The 21,172-nt window shown below is 39.9% G+C and carries 22 protein-coding genes, 1 tRNA gene and 1 other RNA gene; 6 read left to right on the forward strand and 18 right to left on the reverse strand.

All coding sequences use genetic code 11. The features are described from left to right. The first annotated feature begins 37 nt into the window (after positions 1-37). Together rnpB and N7E81_RS16090 are read left to right on the forward strand one after the other, a co-directional pair. Positions 38-437, forward strand: an RNA gene (gene rnpB, locus N7E81_RS16085) — RNase P RNA component class A. A gap of 14 nt (positions 438-451) precedes the next feature. Beyond that, positions 452-1,612 carry a sigma-54-dependent transcriptional regulator gene (locus N7E81_RS16090; RefSeq protein ID WP_263050621.1) on the forward strand — a complete coding sequence of 387 codons (1,161 nt, stop codon included), beginning with the start codon at positions 452-454 and terminating at the stop codon, positions 1,610-1,612. 273 nt (positions 1,613-1,885) lie between these two features. Here the strand turns inward: N7E81_RS16090 and N7E81_RS16095 are convergent, their stop codons facing one another. Continuing rightward, positions 1,886-2,740, reverse strand: coding sequence for an acyl-CoA synthetase family protein (locus tag N7E81_RS16095; RefSeq protein WP_263050622.1), 855 nt, complete (start codon positions 2,738-2,740; stop codon positions 1,886-1,888). 227 nt (positions 2,741-2,967) lie between these two features. Between N7E81_RS16095 and N7E81_RS16100 the strand changes: the two genes are divergently transcribed. After that, complete coding sequence (locus tag N7E81_RS16100; protein ID WP_263050623.1) at positions 2,968-3,807, forward strand: hypothetical protein; 840 nt, start codon at positions 2,968-2,970, stop codon at positions 3,805-3,807. A gap of 4 nt (positions 3,808-3,811) precedes the next feature. Here the strand turns inward: N7E81_RS16100 and N7E81_RS16105 are convergent, their stop codons facing one another. Continuing rightward, a complete protein-coding gene (locus tag N7E81_RS16105) occupies positions 3,812-6,220 on the reverse strand; it encodes an alpha-ketoacid dehydrogenase subunit alpha/beta (RefSeq protein ID WP_263050624.1) in 2,409 nt (802 codons plus the stop codon). Positions 6,221-6,537: 317 nt separating this feature from the next. On the opposite strand from N7E81_RS16105, the gene ald reads away from it, so the two are divergent. Continuing rightward, positions 6,538-7,650, forward strand: a complete 1,113-nt coding sequence (ald, locus tag N7E81_RS16110) for an alanine dehydrogenase (protein ID WP_263050625.1) — start codon at positions 6,538-6,540, stop codon at positions 7,648-7,650. Here ald and N7E81_RS16115 read toward each other — a convergent pair. After that, entirely contained in the window at positions 7,647-8,099 is a 453-nt protein-coding gene (locus tag N7E81_RS16115) for a type I restriction enzyme HsdR N-terminal domain-containing protein (RefSeq protein ID WP_263050626.1), read from the reverse strand. The genes ald and N7E81_RS16115 overlap by 4 nt on opposite strands. 128 nt (positions 8,100-8,227) lie before the next feature. Here N7E81_RS16115 and N7E81_RS16120 point away from each other — a divergent pair, with 128 nt between their 5' ends. Continuing rightward, positions 8,228-9,001, forward strand: a complete 774-nt coding sequence (locus tag N7E81_RS16120; RefSeq protein ID WP_263050627.1) for an AMP nucleosidase — start codon at positions 8,228-8,230, stop codon at positions 8,999-9,001. Here N7E81_RS16120 and N7E81_RS16125 read toward each other — a convergent pair. The 14 genes from N7E81_RS16125 to N7E81_RS16190 form a co-directional block, all read right to left on the reverse strand. Further along, positions 8,979-10,277: an MFS transporter gene (locus N7E81_RS16125; RefSeq protein ID WP_263050628.1), complete on the reverse strand. Its 1,299-nt coding sequence runs from the start codon at positions 10,275-10,277 to the stop codon at positions 8,979-8,981. The two genes, N7E81_RS16120 and N7E81_RS16125, sit on opposite strands and share 23 nt — an antisense overlap. Positions 10,278-10,368: 91 nt before the next feature. After that, positions 10,369-10,827 carry an ExbD/TolR family protein gene (locus N7E81_RS16130; RefSeq protein WP_263050629.1) on the reverse strand — a complete coding sequence of 153 codons (459 nt, stop codon included), beginning with the start codon at positions 10,825-10,827 and terminating at the stop codon, positions 10,369-10,371. A gap of 1 nt (position 10,828) precedes the next feature. Next, positions 10,829-11,470 (reverse strand): ExbD/TolR family protein, encoded by a 642-nt coding sequence (locus tag N7E81_RS16135; RefSeq protein ID WP_263050630.1) that lies wholly within the window; start codon positions 11,468-11,470, stop codon positions 10,829-10,831. A 4-nt stretch (positions 11,471-11,474) separates the two neighbouring features. Further along, entirely contained in the window at positions 11,475-11,798 is a 324-nt protein-coding gene (locus tag N7E81_RS16140) for a hypothetical protein (protein WP_263050631.1), read from the reverse strand. Positions 11,799-11,824: 26 nt separating this feature from the next. After that, a complete protein-coding gene (locus tag N7E81_RS16145; protein ID WP_263050632.1) occupies positions 11,825-12,670 on the reverse strand; it encodes a MotA/TolQ/ExbB proton channel family protein in 846 nt (281 codons plus the stop codon). Between the two features lie 66 nt (positions 12,671-12,736). Further along, positions 12,737-12,824: transfer RNA gene (locus tag N7E81_RS16150), tRNA-Ser, on the reverse strand. Between the two features lie 87 nt (positions 12,825-12,911). Continuing rightward, positions 12,912-13,985 (reverse strand): asparaginase, encoded by a 1,074-nt coding sequence (locus N7E81_RS16155; protein WP_263050633.1) that lies wholly within the window; start codon positions 13,983-13,985, stop codon positions 12,912-12,914. 9 nt (positions 13,986-13,994) lie between these two features. After that, the gene (locus tag N7E81_RS16160) at positions 13,995-14,759 is read right to left on the reverse strand and encodes a TatD family hydrolase (RefSeq protein WP_263050634.1); all 765 of its coding nucleotides are present in this window, start codon (positions 14,757-14,759) and stop codon (positions 13,995-13,997) included. Positions 14,760-14,780: 21 nt separating this feature from the next. Further along, positions 14,781-15,770: a glycosyltransferase gene (locus tag N7E81_RS16165; RefSeq protein ID WP_263050635.1), complete on the reverse strand. Its 990-nt coding sequence runs from the start codon at positions 15,768-15,770 to the stop codon at positions 14,781-14,783. A gap of 86 nt (positions 15,771-15,856) precedes the next feature. After that, positions 15,857-16,420, reverse strand: coding sequence for a polysaccharide deacetylase family protein (locus tag N7E81_RS16170; protein ID WP_263050636.1), 564 nt, complete (start codon positions 16,418-16,420; stop codon positions 15,857-15,859). 60 nt (positions 16,421-16,480) lie between these two features. After that, positions 16,481-17,695 (reverse strand): PP2C family protein-serine/threonine phosphatase, encoded by a 1,215-nt coding sequence (locus N7E81_RS16175; RefSeq protein ID WP_263050637.1) that lies wholly within the window; start codon positions 17,693-17,695, stop codon positions 16,481-16,483. After that, the gene (locus N7E81_RS16180) at positions 17,696-17,947 is read right to left on the reverse strand and encodes a hypothetical protein (protein WP_263050638.1); all 252 of its coding nucleotides are present in this window, start codon (positions 17,945-17,947) and stop codon (positions 17,696-17,698) included. A gap of 26 nt (positions 17,948-17,973) precedes the next feature. Continuing rightward, positions 17,974-19,086: a glycosyltransferase gene (locus tag N7E81_RS16185; protein WP_263050639.1), complete on the reverse strand. Its 1,113-nt coding sequence runs from the start codon at positions 19,084-19,086 to the stop codon at positions 17,974-17,976. Continuing rightward, positions 19,083-20,024, reverse strand: coding sequence for a lysylphosphatidylglycerol synthase domain-containing protein (locus N7E81_RS16190; RefSeq protein WP_263050640.1), 942 nt, complete (start codon positions 20,022-20,024; stop codon positions 19,083-19,085). The genes N7E81_RS16185 and N7E81_RS16190 overlap by 4 nt, the downstream gene beginning before the upstream one ends. Before the next feature lie 123 nt (positions 20,025-20,147). Between N7E81_RS16190 and ruvC the strand changes: the two genes are divergently transcribed. Then, positions 20,148-20,699 carry a crossover junction endodeoxyribonuclease RuvC gene (ruvC, locus tag N7E81_RS16195; protein WP_263050641.1) on the forward strand — a complete coding sequence of 184 codons (552 nt, stop codon included), beginning with the start codon at positions 20,148-20,150 and terminating at the stop codon, positions 20,697-20,699. Here the strand turns inward: ruvC and N7E81_RS16200 are convergent, their stop codons facing one another. Next, positions 20,700-21,149 carry a CBS domain-containing protein gene (locus N7E81_RS16200; protein WP_263050642.1) on the reverse strand — a complete coding sequence of 150 codons (450 nt, stop codon included), beginning with the start codon at positions 21,147-21,149 and terminating at the stop codon, positions 20,700-20,702. Between the last annotated feature and the right edge of the window lie 23 nt (positions 21,150-21,172).

Below are 21,172 nucleotides of genomic sequence, written 5' to 3' on the forward strand. Positions count from 1 at the left end.
CCCTCCTCTCGACTGCATTATTTAATTAATTTTGTCCAATAGGCTGCCTTATCGTTCCGACCTCGATCATGATCGGGAATTCGGAAAGGAAAGTCCGGGCAACGTAGAGCATCGTACTTCCTAACGGGAAGTCTTTCGACCTAGTCGGAAGGAGAAAGTGCAACAGAAAACAAACCGCCTTGAACTAGTTGAAAGGTAAGGGTGAAACGGCGAGGTAAGAGCTCACCGCTCTGGTAGCGATAGCAGAGGCATGGTAAACCTTACGAGTTGAAAGATCAAATAGGTCCTGCAAGAAGTGGCTCGCTTCGATCTGGTTTTCGAATCAGAATGTAGGATGGGTAGATTGATAGATTCCGACAGCAATGTCGGAGCCAGATAAATGATAAGGATCCCGATTCGTCGGGATACAGAACCCGGCTTATAGGCCTATATTTTTTTATTAATACCAAATATGACAAAGATTTTAATAATTGATGACGAAAAAAGCATTCGTCATACCCTCCGCGAAATACTAGAATACGAAAAGTACCAAATAGAAGAAGCTGAAAATGGTAAAGTAGGTATAGAAAAACTAAAAGAAGAAGATTTTGATGTCGTATTGTGTGATGTAAAAATGCCCGAAATGGACGGCATAGAAGTGCTCGAAAACGCGCGAGAATTAGATCATACGCCACAATTCATTATGATATCGGCTCACGCTACTATAGATACAGCTGTAGACGCCACAAAAAAAGGCGCATATGACTTTATCCAAAAACCACCCGACCTCAATCGCCTCCTCCTAACCATCAAAAACGCACTAGACAAATCTAACTTGATTCAGGAAACTAAAGTACTGAAGAAAAAAGTATCCAAGTCTCAGGAAATCGTCGGTGAATCTACCCCAATCATGGAGGTAAAAGAAATGATTGAAAAAGTAGCTGGTACAGATGCACGAGTCTTAATCACAGGAGACAATGGTACAGGCAAAGAACTAGTAGCTAACGCAATCCATAAGCTAAGCAGCAGAAACAAAAAGCCTTTAGTAGAGGTAAACTGTGCAGCTATACCATCAGAGCTCATCGAAAGCGAATTGTTTGGCCATGAAAAAGGATCGTTTACTTCAGCTGTAAAACAGCGTATTGGAAAATTCGAGCAAGCAGATAATGGCACTTTATTTTTAGACGAAATAGGAGACATGAGTCTATCGGCTCAAGCCAAAGTATTACGCGCATTACAAGAAAATAAAATCACTCGCGTGGGTGGCGAAAAAGAGATCAAGGTCAACGTGAGGGTACTAGCAGCCACCAATAAAAATCTAAAAGAAGAAATTAGCCAAAAGCGCTTCAGAGAAGATCTATATCATAGACTCAGCGTCATACTGGTCAAGGTTCCTTCTCTCAATGAAAGAGCAGAAGACATCCCCCTCTTGGTGGATAAATTCCTGAACGACATTGCTGCAGACTATGGCACTAGCAAGAAGGAAATAGAAGACGGTGCACTTGAACATCTCAAAAAGAGAAGCTGGACAGGCAACATTCGAGAACTTCGAAATGTAGTAGAACGACTAGTCATCATGTCTGAAAAAACCATCACAGCTAGTGATGCAAAAAAATATGCGGATTCACAATAAAGTGATCCGCATAGTATTATAATATCTTAACGTCTTTTCTTATTTAGACAATTCTGTCGAGTTTACATCACTTTTCGCATATGTAGGGCACGTTCTTTGGGTACATGCACTCATTGCAAAAACTACCAGGGCTACTATAAGTATCTTTACTTTCATCTTTTGTTATTATCAATTACCTGCTTCAATTTTAGAACATAAATATATAAAAAATATTACACTTTACGCCTAATAATGTTTTTCTCTGAAATATTTGATGCCATATTCGACGAACATTTAGAGCACCATCAAATTACATCCTCTGATCTCCGAATTATCCAATCTTCCCAGCACTTCAAACTCACCCTCACTTGTCAATCTCCCTAAGTCACTCGTTTCTATAAAAGCACAAGAATGCACATTGGCTAAATCAATGATATTGACACCTCCTGTTCTTCCTGATGCCAAATAACTAAATGGATCTTCAGGGTCTCTAATCAATACTTTCATTTGCTTTGGCAAGCAATACGAGACTTCATTAAAAGAATACGCTTGCGAGAGCAATTCTGTCATCCCATACTCTGATTGAATTTTTACATCTCCCATACCTTCCTTTAAAAGGGCATAAAATTCACTTTTCACCATATCCTTTCTCCTCCCTTTCATTCCTCCAGTTTCAATAATAGTAAGACCATCTAATCGCACACCTGCACGTTTTACATGCTCCACCATATCCAAAAGCGCATACCCTACACCAAATAGCACAATAGACCGGCTGCTGGTCTGCAACTGCTCCGAAAGATCAGTAATCAACTGCGCTGTCCGATCCAAATAAAAGCCGCCCACTTTATCTGACTGACTCTGTGAAATGAAATAATCTACCATTTTCACCAAAGAAGAATTACCCTGCTCTTGATAAGACGGCAACAACGCAAAAAACAACTGTTCATGGAGTGGTTGATACAGCTTTTCAAAAATCTCTTTCGTATTATTCAGATAAAATTCAGCGTCTTCGATATAGTGCCGACTCCTTATACTTGTAGTAGTGCCACTACTCATATATACTTCCTGAGGGATCCAATGACCTGTTTTTACTTCATGGTGTTTGAAGAAATCGACAGGTAAAAAGGGTATTTGAGTTAGCTCTTTCACCTCCCGAGGATCAACTCCTAAACATCCTAAATATTCCTTGTAAACCTGACATTGATCAGATTGATATTGAAATAATTCAATAGCCAGTGAATGAAAAGTTTGGGTATTTATTATACCACTCTTTTTTTTGAAACTATTTAAAAGCTTCATAAGTTAGAATAAGTAAGGGATCCTGAGCGGTCAATTGTATTAATATCAGTAATTTTAGCAAATGTAATTTTTATTGAATGAAGGGAAAGTCAAAATATTGGAATAAAATTTCGCAACCACTCATATTTTTGGTTATTTGTCTCATTCCAATAATCCAGTCTTGCCAAGAGCCCGATCCCTTCCCTATTACCCCACAAATCCAATTCAATAACATCCAATACATAGAGCTGCTTGAAAACGGAAACCCCGACTCTCTCATATTGTATTTCGATTTTCAAGACGGCGATGGGGATTTGGGACTTGAAGGGTACGAAAATGGTTCTCCGTATCAGGATTACAACTTCTATCTCGATTATGACTCGATTCCTATTACCTACAATCAAACCAATATTAAATATCCTATTAGAATATACGACCCAGTAAAAGACAAACTAACAATTGTAGGAAGCCAAGACATTAGACCTTCATATGATTGTATCAATTACGACATCTTATATATGGACTATATCAACAAAGAATACCTCGCCCCTGGCACAAATCCTGATGACGTAGATCCCAATATTTATGACTTAGACACTATTTTCCTAGAAAGGAACCGATACAGGAATAACATAGAAGTGAAATACTACAGAAAACGTGGCACAAATAACTACGAAGAAATAGACTGGAGATACCTCACCAGCGAGTATGGTTGTGGGATTTCATTCGACGGCAGATTTCCTATTCTTGATGCCGAACAAATGAACGACTCTGGATCACTAGAAGGTACGATTAGATATGCGATGGTTTCTACAGGATTTCGTACGGTCTTAAGAAAAGACACTTTCAACATCAAATTTCAAATCATTGATAGAAGTCTGCATATAAGTGACATCGCTGAGACTGGTGATATCACTCTAGACCAGATCATCAGATAAGGGATTAGTAAATCTCTGGGTAGCTTTCGGGGTCGACTTCGCTCATCATTTCATATACCTTATCAAAGACCGTCTCTACACTAGGCTTTGAGTAATAGTCTCCATCTGACCCATAGGCTGGGCGGTGTTCCTTGGCTGATATAGTCATCGGTTGGCTATCTAAATATCTGAAACATTCCTGCTCTACCACGAGTTTTTCTAAAATATAAGCCGATGCCCCTCCTGGCACATCTTCGTCAGCTACAATCAAACGATTGGTCTTCTTGATGGAAGAAATAATGTTTTGATGTCTATCAAAAGGCAATAACGTTTGCACATCTACAATCTCCACCTGTATGCCATAATTAGCCAATTCACTAGCAGCGTCCATCACTATTCTACACATAGAGCCATAAGTCACTATTGTCACATCCGCACCTTCTCTAATGACTTCTGGAATACCTAGAGGAACTTTAAACTCCCCCACATTGTCAGGCATTCTTTCTTTCAAGCGATATCCATTTAAGCACTCTATCATCAAAGCGGTATCGTCAGATTCCAGCAAAGTATTATACATCCCTGCTGCTTGCGTCATGTTCCTTGGCACCAGCACATATATTCCACGCAGCGCATTGATAATCATACCCATAGGCGAACCAGAATGCCATACTCCTTCTAAACGGTGACCTCTAGATCTTATAATCAAAGGCGCCTTTTGTCCTCCTTTCGTCCGGTAATGCAAAGACGCTAAATCGTCAGACAAGGTCTGCACAGCATACAACAAGTAATCCAAATATTGAATTTCTGCTATCGGGCGTAGGCCTCTAAGTGCTGCTCCAATCCCCTGCCCCATAATAGTAGTCTCTCGAATCCCTGTATCTGTCACTCTCCACTCACCATATTTCTCCTGCAAGCCAGCAAATCCTTGGTTGACATCACCAATTTTCCCAACATCTTCACCAAAAGCAAAAACCAACGGATTTCTATGCAATGCCTCGTCAAAACAGGCCTGTAAAACTTCACGCCCATCTACCATTTTGGACTGATCTGAGTATCTGGCAGCCTCTGTTCCAATCGCCAATGCAGAATACTTCGACTCACTATATAAATGTGATGAATATTCATCATATCTTTTTTCTTCGTTCTTTTTGAGCCAATGAATAAGTAAATCACGGCTTCTTGAAGGCTCTTGTCTTGTCAACCTTAGTGCTTTTTTAGCACCTCTGGTCATTTCCAACTTGTTGATATTCAGACCTTCTTTCAAATTCTTTGCAATAGAAAGCAACTTAGATTTTTCTGCACTACGCTCTGCCACAGTCTCGACCATCCCAATCAGTGAAGCCAAATCCGTATCTATAGCAGCAGTATATGCTCGCCACGCCTCCATTCTAGCTGTTTTAGCCAATTGCTTTGCTTCATCTTCGATAGCATCTAACTCCTTAGACGTGGCTAGTTTTTCATCCAAAATCCACTCTCGCATTTTCTTGATACAATCAAACTTGGCCTCCCAGTCTAATCGCTCCTTAGACTTATATCTTTCATGCGAACCTGAAGTAGAATGTCCTAAAGGTTGGGTCACCTCTAATACATGAACCAACACGGGCACATGTTCATTTCTAGCTATTTTCTCTGCTTTCTCGAAAGTCTTACACAGATCCACATAATCCCATCCTCGAGTAGTCATAATCTCAAAGCCATTTTCTTCAGCGGTACGCTGAAGACCCGACAATGCTTTAGAAATACTGCCTTTAGTCGTATGAAATTCATTAGGTACTGAGATACCGTATTCGTCGTCCCAAATAGCCATGACCAAAGGAACCTGCAGCACGCCTGCTGCATTCATCGCCTCTAAAAAATGTCCTTCTGAGGTTGAAGCATTACCTATCGTTCCAAATGCCACTTCATTTCCATTAGCAGAAAATTGCTTGTACTTTTTTAAAGCGGGATTATTTCTGTACAACTTAGACGCATACGCCAAACCTAATAATCTAGGCATCTGCCCTGCAGTGCAAGAAATATCTGAACTAGAATTCTTCATCTTAGTCAGGTCTTTCCAATCGCCATTCTCATCTATCGACCGAGTACCAAAATGTCCATTCATCATCCTTCCTGCAGAAGCAGGTTCGTCCGCTACAGAAGTGTGCGCATATAGCTGAGCAAAAAATTGCTGAGAAGTGAGCTCCCCGATCGCCATCATAAAAGTCTGATCACGGTAATATCCCGAACGGAAATCACCGTTACGAAAAACCTTAGCCATAGCTATTTGAGGCAATTCTTTTCCATCACCAAAAATGCCAAATTTGGCTTTCCCCATAAAAACCTCCTTGCGACCAATGTAACTATCCTCCCTACTTTCTATCGCTATTTTATAATCATTTAAAATTTCCTTTTTAGAGGACATGGTACTGGTAGATTTTTCTGAAACTTTCACCATTTGAAGTTAAGATTTTTAGGACGATTTTAAAAGAACCCTACTCCACAAATTTAATAAAGACACCACATCATTCAAATACTTTTAATAAGATTACAAAATAATATTATATTTGAAGCAAATAAAAAAGACTAAACAGAATATAATTTGGATAAATTAAATTATCCATATTGAATCAAATAAAAATTTAGTTTTTTAAAATTTAAATTTCTATCCCTGAGTCGGAACGTCAAATTATATTTCGAATCAGGGGCCAGGTGTAGTATATTATAAATAACAATTATTGTCGTACATTTTATTGTAGTTAAACAATTTATGCCATGATTATCGGAGTACCCAAAGAGATTAAAAACAACGAAAACCGTGTGGCATTGACCCCTTCTGGAGTGAAGGAACTCAAAAAACACGGACATCAAGTATTTGTGCAAATGACAGCCGGTGATGGCAGTGGATTTGCAGACGAGGAATACGCCAATGTAGGTGCAGAACTTTTGCCTACCATCGAGGAAGTTTACAGCAAGGCCGAAATGATCGTAAAGGTCAAAGAACCCATAGAGGCAGAATACAAGTTGATCAAAAAAGATCAATTGGTTTTCACTTATTTTCATTTTGCTTCACACGAGCCCCTAACCAGAGCCATGATAGATAGCAAATCAGTTTGTCTAGCTTACGAAACAGTAGAGAAGGCCGACAGGTCTCTTCCACTCCTAGTACCTATGTCGGAAGTAGCTGGTCGAATGTCGATCCAGCAAGGTGCCAAATACCTAGAGAAACCACTCAAAGGCAGGGGCATACTACTTGGCGGCGTACCAGGTGTACGCCCTGCCAAAGTCATGATCCTTGGAGGAGGTATCGTAGGAACAGAAGCTGCTAAAATGGCTGCTGGCATGGGCGCGGACGTCACAATCTTAGACTTAAGCCTTCCAAGACTTAGGTATCTTGACGATGTGATGCCTGCTAATGTAAAGACTTTGATGTCTAGCGAATATAACATTAGAGAGATGATCACCGATCATGATTTAATTATTGGTGCCGTATTGATCCCAGGAGCCAAAGCCCCCAAATTAATCACAAGAGACATGCTAAAAGACATGAGACCTGGGACAGTATTAGTAGATGTAGCCGTAGACCAAGGTGGTTGCTTTGAGACGACAAAACCTACAACGCATCAAGACCCTATCTACATCATAGACGACGTGGTACACTACAGCGTCGCCAATATGCCAGGCGCTGTCCCATACACTTCTACTCTAGCGCTTACCAATGCTACTTTGCCATATGCCATACAGTTGGCAAACAAAGGTTGGGAAAAAGCATGCAAAGAAAGCAATGAACTGAAACTAGGGTTGAATATAATTAAAGGAGATGTGGTGTACAAAGCCGTATCAGACGCCTTCAATCTCCCATATACTCCATTAGAGAAGTATATTTAGTTTTGATAAACCGGAATCTTCTCTACGAATTGGAAGGTTCCGGTTTTTAATTCCTGCTCACAACAAAAATGATCTAACCCATTAGTAATCACTAAGTACCGAGCCTTCAAAGTTTGATTATAAATAGCCGCCTGCTGAAAAGTGTCATTAGATATTTTCACTTCTGGTGCTTTACATTCCACCACCATCAATGGTTGCCCCAAATTGTCATATGCCACTATATCAGGTCGTTTTTTCAATTTATTGTATTTGATTTCAAATTCTGTCCTAAGCAGTGATTTAGGATACCCTAGATGAACATTTAAGAATTTTAAGAAATGCTGACGCACCCACTCTTCAGGAGTAAGCAGCACATACTTTTTTCTAAATTCATCCCAAATAGCTCTCCCTTTTTCTGTCTCTTTTACTCTGAATTGAAACTTGGGAAGATTCAATTCTTCCATATTCATCGGTCATTTAATTGTCAATATTAATACAATTCAAGTACATTTAATCAAACCAAGTCATAAACGAAGAAAGTTATATTACGTAAAACACGGACATACTTTCAACAAACAATCAAGTACACAACCCCGATATGAAAACAAAAAAAGAAATAGTAGACAATTGGCTTCCCAGATATACTGGCGTAGAATTGGAAGACTTTTCAGAATACATCCTTCTCACAAATTTCTCTAACTACGTTGAAATATTCGCTGAAAAATTTGGCGTAGAAGTAGCTGGAGCAGACAAGCCTATGCAATCAGCCACTGCCAACAATATTACCATCATTAATTTTGGAATGGGTAGTGCTATGGCTGCTACAGTAATGGATCTACTCTCTGCCATCTCACCAAAAGCAGTCCTTTTTCTAGGAAAATGTGGAGGATTGAAGAAAAAAACTCAATTGGGAGATCTCATCTTGCCTATAGCAGCCATTCGAGGGGAAGGTACATCCAACGATTACTTACCTATAGAAATACCTGCTTTGCCTTCCTTCCGGCTGCAACGAGCCGTTTCCTCTATGATCAAAAAACATGAATTGGACTACTGGACGGGCACTGTATACACCACTAATAGGCGCGTATGGGAACACGACCGTAAATTCAAAAAGTACTTGAGGAAAATACGAGCAATGGGTGTAGATATGGAGACTGCCACTCTTTTTACTGTTGGATTTATCAATGAAATCCCTAGAGGCGCCTTACTCTTAGTATCAGACAATCCCATGACACCTGCTGGTGTAAAAACAGATGCCTCAGACAAAAAAGTCACTTCTCACTTTGTAGACAAGCACATTCAAGTAGGTATTGACTCACTACTGGAGCTCTACAACTCAGGAGATTCTGTCAAGCACATGAGGTTTGACTAATTCTATGGACTTTGGAATAAAGCAAAAGCCCTACCGACACGACGAAGAATAGCATTAGAGCAATGGTGCTATTCCTCATTGACCCTGTAAGGTGTTCGATAAAACCAAAAGAAAACGTACCTACTACAATTGATAGCTTTTCCACGACATCATAAAAACTAAAATAAGAAGTGTTATCAATCGTCTCTTTAGGAATCAACTTAGAGAAAGTGGATCTTGACATAGATTGAATTCCTCCCATAACAAGACCAACCACCACAGCCAATCCATAAAACTGAAATTCTGTCTGAAGCACATACGCATATCCACATATACCAATCCAAATCATAAGCATAATTAATATGGAAATACCATTGCTGAATTTCTTTGATAATGCAGCAAATAGATAAGCTCCTGCAATGGCCACAATCTGAATAATCGTAATAGTAATAATGAGTTTAGATGCTTCCAACCGCAATTCCTTTTCCCCAAAAATAGCTGCCAAGTGCATGACAGTCTGCACTCCCGCACTATAAAAGAAGAAAGCCAACAGATAGACTTTCATCATTTTCAATTCTTTTAGCGAATGAAAAACAATTTTAAGTTCCTTCACTCCTTTCCAAAACAAACTTTCATCTTTCTTCTTTCTGTCCTTATTATCAGGCAGGTAGTAAAAGCTATACTGAGCAAAACCAAACCACCAAATACCTACAAGCAAAAATGAAATGCGTACAGCATCGGATTTAGCACTGAGGCCTAATGGCACATGAAATTGCACCAATGCAAAGCTCACTAACAGCAACAATACACTTCCTATATAACCATAAGCATAACCTTTAGCGCTCAGCTTATCATACTCACTTGCAGAAGATATCTCTGGTAAATATGAATTGTAAAACACCAAACTTCCTGAATAGCCTATACCAGCTAAAACAGAACAAATAACCCCATATTCTACATTTTCACCACGAAACCAAAATAAACCAGCTGTAGATACCGAACCTATATAGGTAAATAACCTTAGAAAGAATTTCTTTTTTCCGCCATAATCTGCCATTCCAGAAAGCCATGGAGAAATAAAAGCCACAATCAAAAAGGCTACCGACACTGCGTAAGAATAAAGCACAGAATTAATCACCTCTACACCAAAGAAACGCACTGTTTCAGAATCAAAAGCACTGCGCGTAGCACCGTTGAAATAGATAGGAAATAAAGTAGAGGAAATAACCAGCAAGTAGGCTGAATTGGCCCAGTCATACATACACCAGGCGTTCTGTGTTTTTTTCGTTTGGTTCATAGGATCAAGCAACCCTGACAGGGTTCATGGGTTGGACAAAAAAAAGGCCTCGATAAATCGAGACCTTTTTATATTATTAAAGATTAGTAAGTTAATCAACTCTCTTCGAAGAACTGTAAAGTACTTTTCTCGCATTTGCTTCTTTAAACTCCTGCTGAACGTCAGTTACGATACCCATTTTAGCATCTATATCTACTTTCATAGACATGGTAATCTGATCTCTTTCTACTTCACTCAATTTATCCTTCTCTTGGTTTACAAACCTAACCACATCCTTCACTTCAATAAACACGTCATTGACTTGAATTTTAGGCTGAACACCGTATACGGCTGTTCTCTTAGGTTTACCAATATAAATGTAGCTCACCAACGATTTTCGTTCCAATTTACTCAACTGAGTAGATTTAGGAAGCTTCTGCTCCACCATGATTGTTGTCTCTCTCAATACGGTTGTCACCATAAAGAAAAACAACAACATAAAGATAATATCTGGTAATGCAGCTGTTGGAATTTCCTGAGTAGTTCCTGAACTTTTCTTAAACTTTGCCATATCAACCTCCTATTTTATTTGGTTCAGCAATAGATATCGCTCTAGGAATACCCGATCGCGCTTTGTCGTACATTTCTTTTTGCTCAGGATCTTTTTTATCCAATTGCAAAAATTCTTCTGCCGTTATCCCCACTCGCTCGCCGTATATTTCATTGTAAGCAGCATTGACTTCATCCAATACACGAATGTATAATTCATAACTGGTACCTCTATCTGCTTTGAATGAAACTACTGCTTTGCCAGGCTCATCCGAAGAACTTGCACTTCTACCACTTGAGTTTACATGCTTACGCAATGTAGCTGGAAGCTGGTTATACAAGTTTCTTCCGTCAGCTGACGGTTTACCAAAGTTCAAGACAAAGTCTTTCACCATTGGTCTGAGTTTCGTAACGTCTCTCATAGGCTCATCTTCTACAAGCAATTGGTCATTAGAGTTAGCCAATATCTTGAAGATATTCCTATCGTGCATTTTTATATCTGTCTCCGGCTCATTAGGATCCGGTTTCGGAGGCAAAAGCATCGCTATTCCTTTGTCATTTGCAATCGTGGTCGTAACCAAGAAGAAAATCAACAAAAGAAAGGCAATATCCGCCATCGAACCCGAGTTTACCTCGGCCGCAGGTCTATTTTTACCTTTCGCCATATTTTTATTTTACTGCTTTAGAAACTTCTGTAAAAACAATTCCGCAAAGTGCACCTATGATCAAAATGTACATCATAGTCAACAATCCTCCGATAAATTTAGATAGACCTTCGTCTACACCTAGTTCAAGAGCGGAAGCCGTCACTTCAGATCCGGCCAATGCATATGAGATCCCAAAAACTACAACCAATGCTAAAACGCCTGCGCCAGCTTTAGTCAAAGATTTCGGATCACTTACTGAATTTATTATTGGAAAGACAATCGCAGCTAATCCTGCTAGGATCGTCAATGTGTATGACACATATAATGCTATATCTATAGAATCCATATCTCTTTCTTTTTTAAGTGAAAATCTTATTTAGCAGAATGCTTAACCAAGATATCTACTAAAGAAATAGAAGCATCCTCCATAGAGTTAACTAGTGAATCAATTTTAGAAACAAGGTAGTTGTAAAACAACTGTAGGATAACCGCAACGATCAAACCACCAACAGTAGTCAAAAGTGCAACTTTAATACCACCAGCAACCAAGGCAGGAGATACATCACCAGCTTCAGCGATCGCATCAAATGCGTCGATCATACCAATTACTGTACCCATGAAACCAAGCATCGGAGCCAATGAGATGAATAGTGAAATCCAAACCATTCCTTTTTCCAATTTGCCCATTTCTACAGAACCGTAAGCAATGATAGATTTCTCAACCATTTCAACACCTTCTGACATTCTCATCAAACCTTGAACGAAGATAGATGCTACAGGACCTTGTGTATTTCTACATACATCTTTTGCAGCTTCTACACCACCAGCGTTCAAAGCACCTTCTACTTGCTCCAACAATTTCTTAGTGTTAGTAGTTGCTAAGTTCAAAGTGATAATTCTTTCGATGGCAACAGCCAATCCTAAAATTAGACACAACAATACGATGCCCATGAACTGCCATCCACCTTGGATAAACTGATCTTTCACGATTTGATGAAAACCTGGCTCTTCTACTGCTACTTCTTCATACTCCGCTGGAGCTACTTCTTCTACTATCTCTTCTTCAGCTACTTCTTCTACGGCTGTACTGTCTCCTTCAGCTACCATATCAGTAGAATCAGAGGCTACTTCTGTAGCTACTTCATCCTGTGCCATTGTCTGTAGGTGGCTCATTGTAAACACACCAGTCAACATCAATAAAATTACTAATCTTTTCATAGTCTAATTTTTAGTAAATCTTTAATAAAGGTTTAAAAGTTATTCTTTTCTAATACTAATTCAGTGCAGAGAGGAAGGGATTCGAACCCCCGGTGCCCTTGTGGGGCACACTCGCTTTCCAAGCGAGCACCTTAAGCCACTCGGCCACCTCTCTGGAACTTTTTAGTTTTCTCCAAGCGACAAATAAATTATAAAAATACACTATTTGCAAATTGTACCATATTATTTTAGATATCGCCAATTAAATGGTCATTTCGCCCCGTATGGGAATGCTAAGTTTCTTTTTTACTTGATCTAGAGACTTTTCCGCACCTAACAAATGCATCATTTTCGCAACAGCTGCTTCTGTGGTAATATCCAGTCCACTAATTACTCCTATTTCTGTCAATTTCTTACTGGTTTCGTACCTTCCCTGTATCACACTGCCTCCGATACATTGCGATACATTAAGTATCACAATCCCTCGATTGATGGCGTCTTCAAGCAAATCATTAAACCAATCGTAGTTCATCGTATTGCCTGACCCATAAGATTCTAAAATCACCCCTCTGAGTCCTGGAATACTTAGCATTCCTTTTACTACTGCAGGGGAAATGTTCGGGAATATTTTCAATATTGCCACATTTGAATCTAAATCTGGACTGTAGGTCAATTCTTCATCTTTGAATTTCTTCAAAAAGGATTCATTATACACGATTTCTACACCAGACTCTGCGAGATAGGGGTAGTTTTCTGATTCGAAAGCAGCAAAGTTGCTACTTCTTATTTTTTGTGCCCTGTTGCCTTTTAGTAAATAATAATTAAAGTACAAACAAACTTCATTGATCATCGCATGATCACCATTGCGCTCAGAAGCAATTTCAAGGGCGGTAATCAGATTTTCTCTTGCATCCGACCGGGTAGCACCTATCGGGATCTGTGCACCAGTAAAAATGATAGGCTTGTTTACTCCTTTGAGCATAAAACTAATCGCAGATGCAGAATAAGCCATGGTATCAGTCCCATGGAGAATTACAAATCCATCATACTGATGATAATTATCCTTGAGGATAGAAGCCATATCTTTCCATTGCTCCACATTGATATTAGAAGAATCTACAGGCTCTGGAAACGAAATAACCGTAAGCCTCAAGTCCAACTTATGCAGTTCTGGAATTTTCTCAAGTACAAGGCTAAAGTTGAAAGGAGCTAGTGCCCCTTCTTCATCGTACACCATACCAAACGTTCCCCCTGTATATATCAAAAGGATAGAAGATTTGGGATCTTCCGAACTGGTCGCAATGTTGACTACTTTAAATTTACTGGTTTGGGCCATTATTGTTGTTTAATTGAAAATACGATACGCATTTTCAGTGGTAGCTTTCGCTACTTCATCTTTGGTAATATTTTTCACCGCAGCTATCTTATCAGCCACTAATTCAAGAAAAGCAGGTTCGTTTCGTTTGCCTCTGTGCGGAACGGGCGCAAGATACGGACTATCTGTCTCCAATACCAAATGATCTAAGGCGATCGCTTCTAGCACAGGCTCTAGCCCACCGTTTTTGAAGGTAGACACCCCTCCTATTCCCAGAAGAAAGCCTAGCTCTATTATTTGATTGGCCTGATCTACAGAGCCTGAGAAGCAATGGAAAATACCTCTGAATTTTTCGGTTTTCAAATCAGACACCAACGCAATCGTCTCGTCGATAGATTCACGGCAATGAATTACAATAGGTCTATCTTTTTCAATTGCCCATTTGGATTGGATATTAAAAGCTTCTTTTTGCTGTGCGAAATAAGTCTTGTCCCAATACAAATCAGTGCCCATTTCTCCTATAGCCACAAAATCCCTCTTATTAAGCCAATCTTCTACAACATACAGCTCTTTTTCAAAATTTTGATCTACTGAACATGGATGCAAGCCCATCATCGGCACACAATATCCCGGATAACGGTGTTCGAGCTCCAACATAGCATCAATAGACTCACTATCTATATTGGGCATGTAGATTTTCTCCACTCCTTGTTCTCGCGATCTTTCGATCACTTCAACGATATCATCCTTAAATTTATCTGAATAAATGTGTGCGTGGGTCTCTACTAACTGCATTCCAAATTGACGATCAAAAAGCTACTGATATTTTCTCCCCTTCCAAACGATTTGGGTTGGAAACAGGTAGAACGCAAATGTGAGGAAATAAAAAACCAATTCATAAATTTCGAAGATCAGAAGGTGTGTAATAGAAAAATGACACTTGGTTAATTGAGTTATTCTATTAAACACCAAATACTTGGATCCTAAAAGTAGAGCTACCAAACCCCACGCTACTTGTGACTGAAGCAGTAAGAATAGCAAAGAAGGCCAAATCAAAAGTTTGACAAATCCCGCAAGCCAAATCCATATACTGGCATGAGACAACCCTTGCATCCACCGCTTACGCTGATGAAACAACGCCACCCATGTAAGCTCTGGCTTAGTGGATGCGACTGCCTTCGGACATGTATTAATGACCAATTGTCCACCATTAGCTTTCAGCCGCTGAAGCAGCGCAACATCTTCCACAATAGTAGGATCGAGCTGACTATGTCCCCCTATACTTTCATAGGTTGATTTGGCTATAAGCATATTATTTCCCCATGCAGTCAGCCCTACACCTAATTTGGAGAAAAACACCAACACACATTCATTAATAAGCCAATCCATGTTTTGCATCTGAGCAAACCAACCCTCACCATCGACCTTTGTTAACCCTACGGTCAATGCCTGCTTCGAGTCCGCACGAATCAACATTGCTTGAACCCACTCTGGATCAAAAATCATGTCTGCATCGGTAAACAAAACATAAGTGCCTTTGGCTTGAGTCGCCAAAGCAGACAAGACCCTTTGCTTCCCGTAAGCACCAGTATCATCATTACTATAGGAAAATATTTTTGCCTGATCAGGCTTATGCTTTTTCAATTCTTCTAGCGTATCGTCCTCCGAATCATCATTCCCAAAAAGGATCTCAAACTGACCGACTGGGTAGGTCAATGACTTCAAACTCTGGCAAAGTGCTGGCACGTTATTCTGTTCATTGCGCAAAGCGATCAATATGGAAACAAAAGGTGATTGAGTTGCCATATATTCCTTTGATCGAATTGGATATACACTCAGCATAAGCCAAAAAAACAGCCCAATCAATACAACAATAACGGCCACAGTGCTCATCATTTCTCTTGAGGTAAAAGTTCAAATTGAAATCCTTGATCAATACAATATTTCAGATACTTAGGCAACACCCATTTCAACTTCTCATGAGATTTTTCATGATCATGAAAAACAATAATATCCCCAGACCTCGTAAGGGAAATCAAACGATTCAAACATTTTTCTTTGGTCAATTGCAAATCAAAGTCACCACTCATCAGCGACCACATCACACTTGACGTTCGGCCTCTAAAATGGCCATAGGGCGCACGAAACCGCAAACTATCCTGTCCGCTTACGGATCGAATAGCATGATTTCCTTTGGTCAAATTATCTTGATAAACTTGCTTTGAAATTTTCCACCCATCGAGATGATGATAGCCATGATTACCTAAAAGGTGTCCTTCTGCTATTATTCTTTGGGTCAATGACGGATATGCTTCCACCTGTTGGCCCAGGCAAAAAAAGGTAGCCGGCACCTTAAATTCCTTCAGCGTTTGGAGCACAAAATCTGTAGCTATCCCAACTGGCCCATCGTCGAAAGTAAGAAAAACTTGTTTTTTCTTACTGGGAACACGCCACAAATGGTTGGGCAAAAGTTTTTGAAATAGAGACGGTATTCTATGAAAATAGAAAGTCAAGGACTACGATTTAAATTTTGCAGAGAGAATGGTCACATCGTCACGATATTCCTGTCCTTGTCGGAAACTATTTACAGCATCCATCATGGCCTGATTGAGTTGATTCGGTTTTGTATCTCGACCAGCTTCGATCACTTCTAGTATTTTTCCTTCACCAAACTCCTCTTCACTAGGGTTAATAGCTTCATTCAGCCCATCTGTGTAGCAAAACAAGTAGAACGAGTCCAATTGCTCTATTTTTCCTATTTCCACAAAAGGCAATGGATCAAACATACCCAGTACGGTAGTGCCCTTAGTCAACTCAAACAGATCCTTACCATTGGCTTCTATCCAAGGCGGATTGTGTCCGCAATTCACATATTGCATGGTGTTTTCTGCTCGACAAAAAATCGCTGCGAAAAACGTGATAAATATTTCACCATTTCCACTAATTTTGATCTGATGATTAAGTTCAGACACAATTGTTGTCAGGTCATTGGTTTGCCTAACAAGGGTATGCAGCGAGGCTTGAAAATTGGACATCATTAACGCAGCTGGCACACCCTTTCCCGATACATCAGCGATACAAAGCAAGAACTTACCTTCATCGATCTGAATATAATCATAATAATCGCCCCCTACATTATGATGAGGCTGATAATAAGCTGCTACCTCGAAGGCTTCCAAACTTGGTAAGTCCTTAGGAAACAAGTAGTTCTGTACCTGTTTCGCAATTTCTAATTCCTTTCTAAAAGCTTCTTGTTCCAACTGTTGGCGCGCCAACTTTTTATTTTCAATCGCTACTAATATGATATTAGTCAGTGCCTCCAAAAACGTGGTAGCCGAACTACCTTTAATGCCTACTTCCATCTCAGCAACATCTCCCACAAACACCAAAGCTAGCAATTTGTTTTTGTGCCTCACAGGTATGATATGATCGAAATCCGCACACTCTGCTTGGCGCAACGATTTGACTTTCATCTCCTCTTCAAATCGGTCTACAGGAATCGAACCTACGACTTTAGCATCCACCCCAAAAAAAACCTTGCAACTCCATCTATCATCGGATTCTACAAACAAGGCCAGTTTTTTCACTTTGAGATTAGCCAATAATGTGAAATGATAAATCTTATATAAAGACTCTTCTGGCAAGTTGTTATTGATTGCTTCTGTTACTTCCAACAGTGCGTTCAATTCCAATTCTTTAAGATTCGATTCTATGATTTTGGTTTGTAGCATTTAGCTTGTGTGAGCCTTGAGTCCCTCTTTGGAAGCGAGGTAATAATAATTTCTAAATTTAATTTCTATGTCAATGCTAGCTGGGTCGAGTTCGACGTCTGGTTCTTCGTAGCAGCGCAGCCAATTTTTCCTCAGCATTTTTGCCAAGATAGGCTTCAAGTCCTCATCAGATAGTCCTAAAGCACTTTTCAACTCATTGTAATGAATCAAAAAATACAACTCGTCTAGTATATCAAATTCGAGGTCACTCATGGCAGAAGGTTTGTTTTAGATTGGTGCTAGATTTTATGGCTTCTTTCTCTCCAACGATAGCTCCCAAAATTAGACGCTACCCCAAAGAATACCACGTAAATAGGATAAATAATTTGAAGTATTACAAAATTGAATATGGATATGGTTCTGTTTTGAATCCGACTTGCTGTCGATATATAAGCATAATCTATTCCGGCTTTCACGAATAAAATCCCTATAAAACTCCAATTTCGTTCATACATGGAGGTCGCAATAAAACCACACCAGACTGCATATGCAAAAAACATAAAAACAGGTGCCACCCAAGAAGACCAGTCTTGATGAAATTTCCATTTGGAAGCCCATCGCCTACGTTGGTGATAGAATGCAGATAGGCTAGCAGGGGGTTCACTTACCACCAATGCTTGTCTACTCTTGATAAAGCGAATTCGATCTGGGTAGGCTTTGAAGATTTTCCGAAGCAAAAACTCATCATCTCCTGTCGCTATTTTTTGATTCCCATCAAAGCCCCCCACTTCACCAAACACTCCTTTTGCGAAAGCATAGTTGCACCCATTGATCATGGTAGGCTTACCCATCTGCAAGGTAGCGCCCCCCATGGCCACTAATGCCGCCAGCTCTTGATTGAGTATTTCAATACCCACTTTTCGAGAATCATTAAATAAGACTACAGGACCGAAAGCCAATTGAGCACCTGATTGATACATCTGGCGATATTCTACAAGCCACCCCTCCGCCACTTCGCTATCGCCATCGGTACATACGATCCACTCCCCCATTGCTAGGTCTACTCCATAGGCTATTCCTGCTTTTTTACCTTCACTGCCTGTAGGCAGTTGTGCCAGTTGCACATTAGGATATTTGTTTTTCAAGGATTTCACTACCTCTACCGTATTATCCGTAGAATGATCGTCTATTACGATAATTTCATAAAGAGCTGAACGAGTGGTACCTTCTTGAATCGAACGAATCAATCGATCTAGGTTTATAGATTCATTCCTTACGGGAATGAGCACCGTTGTGAAAAAATCATCTACTACATTGGCTTGGCTCTGCGGAATTTTGACCCATTTCCAAAGCATAAGCAGTACAAGCACACCATAAACTACCGTAACAACAATGGCCAATAAATATATCAAAACGAGCGTTTGAGTTGTGAAACAAAAGGAATACCCACTAAAGCTGGCAAAACAATATTGACCAACCAAACCAAAAAACTAGCTACAATGACCAGTCCTACATCTAGTGTGAAAAAACTAAAGAATAATACAGCCGACAACTGTCGCTTGACCAAATCGCCCAGCACGGAGATATTCGGAACTAGTGTTTTAATCAAGAATATCCACGCCACTCCTAAACACAACACTGTAAATGACAGATCTGCACCCAAACTCCAAAAGATGAGCAGAAATTGTATAGAAAACACCGCATATCGTGCCACAGCAAGCGTCATAATCTTAAGAATTTGTCGTGTATCTAGTCGCATTATCAACTGAGCATATTCTCGCAAGTCAGCCCTATACCACCAACCCCAAAGCCCTAAGCATGAAAACAAAACACCTGCTACAGATACGGTCAACAGAATTGAATTGACAGGAACAACAAATCCATGAGCCAATAAATAAAAAACAGATCCTGCTCCAAAAACCAGCGTTGGCAATAGCTGTGAGAAACGATCCATCAAAAGCGCTGCATATATTTGATTTCGACGTGCCGTGGCAATACCAAAGTACCGGGCAAAAGCATCTCCTATCCCCAAAGGACTAATCACATTCAGACTTTTTCCACTCAAAATCACCTTCACGCAATCTTGGAGAGGTTTATATTCAATTGGTTTAAGAATCGACTGCCACTTCCATGCCTCCAAAACTACATTGAACGGAAGCAAAAACAGACAAAACGCCAATCCTGCCCAGTTAGAAAATCGAACTTGTAGCAACTGATTCAGCTTATCAGGGTCATTGATCAACTTCAAAGCAACAACCCCTAAAATAAAAGCTGGCAATAGCCAAACCCAAGCCCAGTTCAAGGCTCTTCCCCATCCAGTATTCCTACTTTTAGCTAAAACTCTAATCATTTAAAGAAATGAATACAATGCCTTTTGTTTAATTCCCTTTCGTAAGAGGTTCTTCGTAGTTATTTCATCAATCTCACACAGCTTGAAAGGTAATATTTCTATCTTGCAATGCTATTCAACCCCATGAAGAAACCAAAAGAAAAAATAATATTAGGAATAGACCCTGGCACCAACGTGATGGGTTATGGTGTGATCCTAGCAGAAGGCAGTAAACTCACCACTTTGCAACTAGGCGTTATTCACCTAAGCAAATATAACTCTCATGAGTTGAAACTAAAGAAGATATTCGAAAGGGTGACCCATGTCATAGAGGAATTTGGCCCAGATGAAGTAGCACTAGAAGCTCCATTCTTTGGGAAAAATGTTCAATCCATGCTCAAATTGGGTAGAGCGCAAGGAGTAGCTATGGCAGCCGCACTAATTCGTGACATTCCTATCACTGAATATGCACCAAAGAAAGTAAAGCAATCTGTAACAGGCAATGGAAATGCCTCCAAGGAGCAGGTAGCTGCAATGCTGCAATCAATATTGAAATTTAAAGAAATTCCAAAATTATTAGATGCCACAGACGCCCTGGCCGTTGCGCTGTGCCATCATTACCAAGGAGGTAAACCTCAGACCTCTGCTAAAAGCTGGAAAGCCTTCTTGTCCGACAACCCTGGCAGGGTAAAGTGACTACCAAGTAGTCGCTTTGATTTTCTGAGCAGCTCGCATAATGTCTCTTCTACTAATCTGACCTTTGAGAATTCCATTTTGAGTGACTGGAAATCTCCTAAAATAAGTATTCAAAAACTCATTAGCGCAAGCCACCACATCAGTATCCATTTCTAATGTTTTTACATTCTCAGACATATAATCCTTGACCAGCCCTTTTCCACTTGGCATATTATGATATGAAGACTGCACGAGTACTTTCAAACAATCCTTTTCAGACAGCATACCTACTAACTCACGTTTTTCATTGAGCACTGGCCCACCAGAGATTCGCTTAGTCAGCATAATATCTATAGCCTGAGCAATCTCCTGATCTGGAGTGAAAGTGATCAAATCTGTAGCCATATAGTCAGCAATAGTTTCATACTTAATTGCTTGATCTGAAGCTACACGTGCACCTTTAAAATTCATTACCATGGTTGATTTAGTTTAAG

Source organism: Reichenbachiella carrageenanivorans, from assembly GCF_025639805.1.
Lineage (GTDB): Bacteria > Bacteroidota > Bacteroidia > Cytophagales > Cyclobacteriaceae > Reichenbachiella > Reichenbachiella carrageenanivorans.

What these genes read in the sequence shown, in the direction of transcription:
- N7E81_RS16200 (WP_263050642.1), bottom strand. Translation starts at nt 21,149, where the DNA reads ATGAATTTTAAAGGTGCACGTGTAGCTTCAGATCAAGCAATTAAGTAT.
- N7E81_RS16155 (WP_263050633.1), bottom strand. Translation starts at nt 13,985, where the DNA reads ATGGCCCAAACCAGTAAATTTAAAGTAGTCAACATTGCGACCAGTTCG.
- N7E81_RS16100 (WP_263050623.1), top strand. Translation starts at nt 2,968, where the DNA reads ATGAAGGGAAAGTCAAAATATTGGAATAAAATTTCGCAACCACTCATA.
- N7E81_RS16165 (WP_263050635.1), bottom strand. Translation starts at nt 15,770, where the DNA reads ATGGCAACTCAATCACCTTTTGTTTCCATATTGATCGCTTTGCGCAAT.
- N7E81_RS16115 (WP_263050626.1), bottom strand. Translation starts at nt 8,099, where the DNA reads ATGAATATGGAAGAATTGAATCTTCCCAAGTTTCAATTCAGAGTAAAA.
- N7E81_RS16145 (WP_263050632.1), bottom strand. Translation starts at nt 12,670, where the DNA reads ATGAAAAGATTAGTAATTTTATTGATGTTGACTGGTGTGTTTACAATG.
- N7E81_RS16090 (WP_263050621.1), top strand. Translation starts at nt 452, where the DNA reads ATGACAAAGATTTTAATAATTGATGACGAAAAAAGCATTCGTCATACC.
- N7E81_RS16105 (WP_263050624.1), bottom strand. Translation starts at nt 6,220, where the DNA reads ATGGTGAAAGTTTCAGAAAAATCTACCAGTACCATGTCCTCTAAAAAG.
- ald (WP_263050625.1), top strand. Translation starts at nt 6,538, where the DNA reads ATGATTATCGGAGTACCCAAAGAGATTAAAAACAACGAAAACCGTGTG.
- N7E81_RS16160 (WP_263050634.1), bottom strand. Translation starts at nt 14,759, where the DNA reads ATGCAGTTAGTAGAGACCCACGCACACATTTATTCAGATAAATTTAAG.
- ruvC (WP_263050641.1), top strand. Translation starts at nt 20,148, where the DNA reads ATGAAGAAACCAAAAGAAAAAATAATATTAGGAATAGACCCTGGCACC.
- N7E81_RS16180 (WP_263050638.1), bottom strand. Translation starts at nt 17,947, where the DNA reads ATGAGTGACCTCGAATTTGATATACTAGACGAGTTGTATTTTTTGATT.
- N7E81_RS16135 (WP_263050630.1), bottom strand. Translation starts at nt 11,470, where the DNA reads ATGGCGAAAGGTAAAAATAGACCTGCGGCCGAGGTAAACTCGGGTTCG.
- N7E81_RS16120 (WP_263050627.1), top strand. Translation starts at nt 8,228, where the DNA reads ATGAAAACAAAAAAAGAAATAGTAGACAATTGGCTTCCCAGATATACT.
- N7E81_RS16140 (WP_263050631.1), bottom strand. Translation starts at nt 11,798, where the DNA reads ATGGATTCTATAGATATAGCATTATATGTGTCATACACATTGACGATC.
- N7E81_RS16190 (WP_263050640.1), bottom strand. Translation starts at nt 20,024, where the DNA reads ATGATTAGAGTTTTAGCTAAAAGTAGGAATACTGGATGGGGAAGAGCC.
- N7E81_RS16130 (WP_263050629.1), bottom strand. Translation starts at nt 10,827, where the DNA reads ATGGCAAAGTTTAAGAAAAGTTCAGGAACTACTCAGGAAATTCCAACA.
- N7E81_RS16175 (WP_263050637.1), bottom strand. Translation starts at nt 17,695, where the DNA reads ATGCTACAAACCAAAATCATAGAATCGAATCTTAAAGAATTGGAATTG.
- N7E81_RS16125 (WP_263050628.1), bottom strand. Translation starts at nt 10,277, where the DNA reads ATGAACCAAACGAAAAAAACACAGAACGCCTGGTGTATGTATGACTGG.